This window comes from Parasphingorhabdus sp., from assembly GCF_048267785.1.
In the GTDB taxonomy this organism is placed as follows: domain Bacteria; phylum Pseudomonadota; class Alphaproteobacteria; order Sphingomonadales; family Sphingomonadaceae; genus Parasphingorhabdus.
In genome coordinates this window covers 158250-165167 of the sequence record NZ_JBLWWU010000008.1, presented here as the reverse complement: position 1 = coordinate 165167, position 6918 = coordinate 158250, and the positions used below count along the sequence as shown (strand labels likewise).

At 56.3% G+C, this 6918-nt stretch carries 8 protein-coding genes; 2 read left to right on the top strand and 6 right to left on the bottom strand.

All coding sequences use genetic code 11. From position 1 onward, the window contains the following. Positions 1-625 (bottom strand): radical SAM protein (locus ACN0VD_RS08820; RefSeq protein WP_417593566.1); only part of this gene is annotated, 625 nt, incomplete at its 3' end. Positions 626-850: 225 nt separating this feature from the next. Here ACN0VD_RS08820 and ACN0VD_RS08815 point away from each other — a divergent pair. Both ACN0VD_RS08815 and ACN0VD_RS08810 read left to right on the top strand, forming a co-directional pair. Further along, positions 851-1264 carry a DUF1761 domain-containing protein gene (locus tag ACN0VD_RS08815; RefSeq protein WP_417593565.1) on the top strand — a complete coding sequence of 138 codons (414 nt, stop codon included), beginning with the start codon at positions 851-853 and terminating at the stop codon, positions 1262-1264. Positions 1265-1484: 220 nt separating this feature from the next. Further along, positions 1485-1745 (top strand): hypothetical protein, encoded by a 261-nt coding sequence (locus tag ACN0VD_RS08810; protein ID WP_417593564.1) that lies wholly within the window; start codon positions 1485-1487, stop codon positions 1743-1745. Between the two features lie 13 nt (positions 1746-1758). On the opposite strand, the gene ACN0VD_RS08805 is transcribed toward ACN0VD_RS08810, so the two are convergent. The 5 genes from ACN0VD_RS08805 to serS form a co-directional block, all read right to left on the bottom strand. After that, positions 1759-2478, bottom strand: coding sequence for an esterase/lipase family protein (locus ACN0VD_RS08805; RefSeq protein WP_417593563.1), 720 nt, complete (start codon positions 2476-2478; stop codon positions 1759-1761). A gap of 88 nt (positions 2479-2566) precedes the next feature. Then, positions 2567-3628 (bottom strand): potassium channel family protein, encoded by a 1062-nt coding sequence (locus ACN0VD_RS08800; protein WP_417593562.1) that lies wholly within the window; start codon positions 3626-3628, stop codon positions 2567-2569. 6 nt (positions 3629-3634) lie between these two features. Beyond that, positions 3635-4516, bottom strand: a complete 882-nt coding sequence (locus ACN0VD_RS08795; protein ID WP_417593561.1) for a peptidoglycan DD-metalloendopeptidase family protein — start codon at positions 4514-4516, stop codon at positions 3635-3637. 281 nt (positions 4517-4797) lie between these two features. Then, on the bottom strand, positions 4798-5562 hold the full coding sequence (gene surE / locus ACN0VD_RS08790; RefSeq protein ID WP_417593560.1) for a 5'/3'-nucleotidase SurE: 765 nt from the start codon (positions 5560-5562) through the stop codon (positions 4798-4800). Continuing rightward, on the bottom strand, positions 5562-6842 hold the full coding sequence (gene serS, locus ACN0VD_RS08785; protein WP_417593559.1) for a serine--tRNA ligase: 1281 nt from the start codon (positions 6840-6842) through the stop codon (positions 5562-5564). The genes surE and serS overlap by 1 nt, the downstream gene beginning before the upstream one ends. Positions 6843-6918 lie beyond the last annotated feature (76 nt).

Sequence of the window (6918 nt, the reverse complement as noted above, 5' to 3'; positions counted from 1 at the left end):
GGCGGGACTGGTGGCGGATATCGACGCCGTAGGCCGAGGTGTCCTGGCTGATGACGAGCAGTTCCCTGGTACCGGCCTCGACCAGCTTCTCCGCTTCGCGCAGGATCGCGTCGGGGCGGCGGGACACAAGGTCGCCGCGCAGGCTGGGGATGATGCAGAAGGAACAGCGATGGTTGCAGCCTTCGGAAATCTTGAGATAGCTGTAGTGGCGCGGGGTCAGCTTGAGACCCGCTTCGGGGACCAGATCGACGAACGCGCCACGGGCTGCCGGAGCCGCCGCATGGACCGCGGTGACCACGTCCTCGTACTGATGCGCGCCGGTAACGGCGAGCACATCGGGAAAGCGCTTCATGATCACATCGGCCTCATTGCCCATGCAGCCGGTGACGATCACCCGGCCATTCTCGGCCATCGCCTCGCCAATCGCCTCGAGGCTCTCCTCCTTGGCGCTGTCGAGAAACCCGCAGGTGTTGACCAGCACGACATCGGCGCCGGCATAGTCCGCCGACATGTCATAGCCGTCGCTTCTGAGCTGCGTCAGAATGCGTTCGCTGTCGACCAGTGCCTTGGGACAGCCGAGCGAAACCATGCCCACTTTGGGCGGAGAAGGGATTTGGGTAGCCATAGCGAGGGCGCTTTAGGCGCGTTTTGCGGGCGAGTCACGATCAATGTTGAACAGCACCCTGCGCGCAACCGTGCCCCGGCCCATCTCGGAAACGCAAACCTCTCACCATGGCGGAAGGAGGAAGCCCTGCGACGCCTGATCGCGCACCAATTGCCGAAACATCAGGATTTGGCTATAGGAGATGGACCCCGGCCTGCGCCGGGGAACAGTCTTGGGGAGGATGAAATGAACCTATTCGATGTAAACTGGATCGCAGTGGTGGTCGCGGCCTTGGCTGGCTTTCTGGTCGGCGGCATCTGGTACGGGCCGGTGATGGGCAAGAAATGGATGGGCGCGGTCGGGCTGACCGAAGAGCAGATCAAAGCGGGCAATATGGGCGCGATCTACGGCGGGGCATTCGCGTTCAGCCTGATCGCGTCGTGGACTTTGGCCCACACGTTCGCGACCTATGCGACGGATCTTGACTTCGGCGTGAAGGTGCTGACCGCCTTCGGTGTAGCGCTCGGCTTCATCGTGCCGGCGATCGGGACCAACTATCTCTTCTCGCAAAAGAGCAAGACGCTGTTCTTCATTGATGCCGGCTACTGGCTGCTCTTCTACACCGCCATGGGTATTGTACATGCCTGGTTTGGTCAATGAATAGAGGTAGTTAGAGAAATAGTAGGGAAGCCGGACCGGTTAGGGACGCCGGGGTTGCCGTAAATTGGGAGGGAGTGGCAACGCCCGGCTTGCTGATATAACGAGCGAAAGAGCGACTGGTTCCCTCCGGCAGGAAAAGTCGGGCAAGGATTGAACGATATGCCCGGTCCGTGCGTAGGCTTCCCATAGTGACAGCCGATGCAACAGCCGGAGCAAATAAATGGAACTGGTCGACATATTGCGATGGACCGCAAGCATCAGCGGCATGATCGCCGCCGCCATGGTCTCCCTCAACGCCGGGGCGAAGATTACCGGCTGGGGCTTCGTATTGTTCTGCGGCTCGTCGATCGTCTGGGTCGCCGCCTCGGTGCTGGACGGCAACAACCCGCTGGCGATCCAGAATATCGTGTTGCTGGGGATCAACCTGTTCGGCGTCTACCGCTATCTCTGGCGCAAGCCGAAGGCCAAGGCGGCGGATTGAACCGGAGCGAGGATCAGGTCCGCCCGGCGAGGGTGTCGGCGATGATTCGCCAGACCCGCGGGTTAAAGCCCAGGCCCATATGTCCGCCATCGACGCGGATGTTGCGGGCCTGCGGATTGTAGATGTCTTTCGCGATATCGGGTCCGACGATGCCGTCGCGGTTCGAATAGAGGACGGTCAGCGGCTGGTCGAAGCCGATGCTGTTGCGCTGATGAACCTCGCGCTCGAACTGGTCGAGCCGGATGTTGGCAGACCTGGCATAGCGCTGTCCCGGCGTCGTATATTTGGGGCCGCCGATGATCGGGGTGCCCATGGTGATCACCTCGCGCACCAGATGCGGCGACAGGCGGGCAGTCTCGCGGGCAATAATCCCGCCCAGCGACCAGCCGATCAGGGTAAACGCCTGCTCGCCATTATCGGCGAACCGCTCTTCTGCGACTGTGATAAAGCGCGCGACATCACGGTCCACCGAGCCCTTGTTGCGGCCGAGCGACCAGTCTGCGACGTCATAGTTGATCCACCTGAGAAAACCTTCCAGGGGGCGCATCGACAATTCGCTGCCGCCATAGCCGGGGATCAGATAGACTGGCCGACCGTCACCACGCGGGGCTGTGACAAGGCGCGGCCATTGCAGGCCAAAGCGCAGAAGGTCGAGTGGCAGGGACAGTTCGCCAAGCTGCGCCAGCCTGTGCGGCGGACGAAGCCCGGTAGGCATCAATATTGGTTCGGCCATCAGCAAGCTCCATCGTTGCACCACCAGAATAGTTGTTTATCTCGCAGGTGCAACATAAACTATGGTACAGGCGCCGGAATAGATTGAATCAGGCTTGCTGCACTGCCGGATGATCGGTGTCAGTGCCAGGAATGATCTCGACGATGATATCGCCAGCCTCAAGCTTCTTGGCTTCGGTCTCCCAAAAGCCGATTACCGTATCGCCCCGGTAGATGCGCACACCCAGACCAGAACCGACCACCTCGTTCATCGCCATGCCGACTTCATTTTCGGTAACCGCTCGCTGGACCAGTTTAACCCGGCCGGTAGCGGAAGCGAGATCGCTGAGATAGTCCGAAATCTTGGCACCCTCGCAGCTGCCGGCAAGCAGCAATCCGGCGAAACTGACCGGATTGATAACCGTTGTCGCACCGGCCTGCCGTGCGAGCAGTTCATTGTCCGCCGCCTTGATCGACACGCTGATCGGCAGATGATAGGCAAGATGCCGTGCGGTAAGGACAATCAGGATGCTGGTATCATCGCGCCCCGCCGACACAATCAACGAGCGAGCACGGGAAATTTTTACGTTCATCAGCGCATTGTCGCGCGTAGCATCACCATTGATCACCGCGCAGCCCAGCTTCTCGGCCAACGACAGGGCGTCGTCCGATGTGTCGATTACGACAATCTCTTCCGGTTTGGTACCACGGGCGAGTAGCTCCTGCACGGCTTCGCTACCACTCGTGCCAAAGCCAGCGATCACGATATGGTCGTGCAAGTTGCTTTGAATCAGTTTCATGCGCCAGTTGTCCCAAGTTCGTTTGAAAACAAAATTATAGGCCGTGCCGACAAAGATTAGCACGACGAAGATGCGAATAGGAGTCACAACCAGAGCGTCGAACATCCGCGCCCGTTCAGTAACCGGGGCGATATCGCCATAGCCGGTGGTAGTGATCGAAATCATCGTAAAATAAATGACGTCGAGAAAACTGACATCACCATCATAACTGTCCTGCAGGCCATTCCGGTCGAAATAATGCACCGAGACAGCCATTCCGATCAGGCCAAGGACGAAGGCAACCCGCCAACTAATATCCGCCCATATCGGTAAGCTCGAACGTCGCCTCAGGGTAAAATAGTCAGAAATTTTGCGTCGATCGCCGCTTGCCATGGTCAGTCAGCCGCGTTTCGGCAAATAGCTGTTGGGATCGACCGGCTTACGATCCTTGCGAATCTCGAAATGCAGTTGCGGTTCCTGCACATAACCGCTTTCGCCGGCAAGCCCGATTGTATCACCGGCTTTAACCTTCTGGCCGCGCGTCACATTGAGTTTGTCGGCATGGCCATAGGCCGTAACCCAACCGGAGCCATGGCTGATCAAAATCAATCCACCGAACACGCCGATTTCGTCACCACTATAAGCAACGACCCCATCAGCAGAAGCCCGAATAGGCGTCCCTTTAGGGACACCGATGTTGAGGCCATCATTAACCTTTCCACCGCCTTTACTGCCAAAGCTGGAAATAACGGTGCCATCTACCGGCCATTGAAACCTCCCGGAAAAACTGGTCGGAGTGGCTATCGTTGCATTTGGTGTAATAGTCTTTCGCCAATCCGATGGTTCTTTTGCAATCGCACCGTCGGCGAGAGCCGGCTGACTTCCGGTGACTATATCGTCAATATCTAGATTAAATGCGGCCGCACGTTGTTCAATGCTCAGATTGGCGGGATCGCTGCTTACCGATGCAGGTAGCAGCAGCTTCTGACCCACGCGCAAAATATAGGGTTCCTCCAGTGCGTTCAGAGCCACCACTTCGCGCCATGATGCACCATAGGCATGGGCGATCGCGATACCAGTCTCACCCGAACTGACCGCATGATAGCGCCCGCCAGTAATCTTCAATCGCTGGCCAGGATGAATGACATAGGGCTCGACCAATCCATTGGCCGACGCAATGACCTGAGATCCAGCGCCCGTTTTGTTGGCAATTCCGCGCAAAGTATCGCCGGGTTGCACAATATATGTGCCAGATTCCACCCGTTGGGCATTCGCTGTCACAGGATTCGTTTGCCAGGTTGAAGGTGGCGCCTGTTCCGGCGCCGTGCCGAGAGCAGCCATATCTGTCGGCAACCGAGGTTGAGCCGATGACCCAGCATAATCACTACGACCTTGCGGGATGCACGCAGTACAACCAATGATAAATGTCAGGATCGCAACGTGACGCATATATGACCCCATTCACCCACTCTTTCCCTTGGTGGAACGCTAATAGCAGCAAAACCGCAGCTTGCCAGCCCCGCGATCCATAGAGAATAAATTGATCGGGCCGGGCCACCCGCTCAGCGGTAAAGTTTCGCCAGACCATCCATCGAATCATAATGGGTTAGATCGAGATGAAGCGGAGTGATTGAGACATAGCCATCTGCAACCGCTTCCAGATCAGTGCTGTGCGCCGGTGTTTCGACCATTGGCCCAAGACCGAACCAATGATATTCAAAACCGCGTGGATCGTAGTTACTAACGATCTGCAAGCGACCATAGTCGCGAATGCCCTGCGAAACGACTCTCACGCCCTTGACTTCATTTGCACGAACTGCAGGGAAATTGATATTCACTAGTGTTCGATAATCCATTCGTTCCTTGATCAGAGGACGCAGCACCCGTTCTCCCCATTGCACGGCAGCCTCAAACGGCACATTGGGGCCCATATCACCTTGTGCAATAGCCTGACTAAGCGCGATCGAAGGGATGCCCGCCAGTGCGCCTTCCATCGCAGCTGATACTGTACCCGAATAAGTGACGTCTTCACCAAGATTCGCACCGCGATTAACGCCCGACAATATGAGATCAGGGGGTCCGTCTTTCATGATTTTGGCGACCGCCATCATCACGCTGTCGGTTGGTGTACCGTCAACAGAATATTGCTGATCACCGCGTTTGCGAATACGCAGCGGCCTTGTAATGGTGAGCGAATGGCCAGCCCCCGAGTTCTCGTCTGAAGGGGCAACAATCCAGATATCGTTGGAAAAATGCTGCGCAATTTCCAGCAAGATTTTCATGCCAGGTGCATCAAAACCATCATCATTGGTTAACAAAATCCGCATCACGCTGGCTCCAGTTTGTCGATCCCACCCATATAGGACAGCAGAACCTTTGGAATGGTGACGGAACCATCCGCCTGCTGATAATTTTCAAGAATCGCAACCAATGTCCGGCCCACAGCAAGTCCCGAACCATTGAGGGTGTGTACAAATTGCGTACCTTTGGTCTCACCTTCTGGCCGAAAACGGGCATTCATCCGCCGTGCCTGAAATTCACCGCAAGTCGAAATGCTGGAAATTTCGCGATAAGTGTCCTGACCAGGAAGCCAGACTTCAAGATCATATGTTTTACGCGATGTAGCCCCCATATCACCCGTGCACAGCAGCATTTTTCGATAGGGAAGTTCGAGCGCCTTCAGGATCGATTCCGCGGCCTCGGTCATCCGGTCATGTTCAGCATCGCTCAAATCAGGGTGCGAAATGACAACCATTTCAACCTTCTCAAACTGATGCTGGCGTATGAGACCTTTGGTGTCCTTGCCAGCCGAACCCGCTTCGCTACGGAAACACGGCGTCAGCGCAGTCAACCGGATCGGCAGTTGAGCCTCATCCAGTATCTGCCCGTTTACGCTATTGGTTAAACTGACTTCAGCAGTGGGGATCAGCCAGCGGCCATCGGTAGTCTGGAACAGATCTTCTGAAAATTTCGGCAACTGCCCAGTACCGAATACAGCCTCATCGCGCACCAACAGCGGTGGTGCGCATTCTTGAAAACCATTTATCATCGTCTGCTGATCAAGCATATATTGGCCGATCGCTCGCTGCAATCGGGCCATTTTGCCACGCAGGAAGGCAAAACGTGCACCGGACATGGCGGCGGCCGTCTCAAATTCCAGACCGAGAGCGGGACCGATCTCGCTATGCTCTTTCGGATCAAAATCAAATTTACGTGGTTCACCCCAACGTGCGACCTCCACATTATCATCTTCATCATCGCCAAGCGGAACGCCATCTGCAGGCAGATTGGGCAAGGCGGCGAGAACAGTCTGCAATCGGTCTGACACTGCCCGTTCATGGTCTTCCAGTTCGGGCAATTTGCTTTTCAATTCTGCGACTTCCGCCATCAATACCCGTGCAGCATCCTCGTCGCCCTGCCCCTTGGCCTTTCCTATTGCCTTGGACACCTCATTACGGCGGGCCTGTCCCTCCTGCATCTGGGTTTTCAGAGCGCGGCTCTGTTCATCCAGTGCCAGGATATGCTGGGCAACAGCTTCGACGCCACGCTTGGCCAACGCAGCGTCAAAATCCTCCGGATTATCGCGAATATATTTTATATCGTGCATGGCAAATGCCTATGCCCAGCGACTGTTTCACTTGCAAGACTGCAAAGAAAAAAGCGGCCAAATTGCTTCAGCCGCT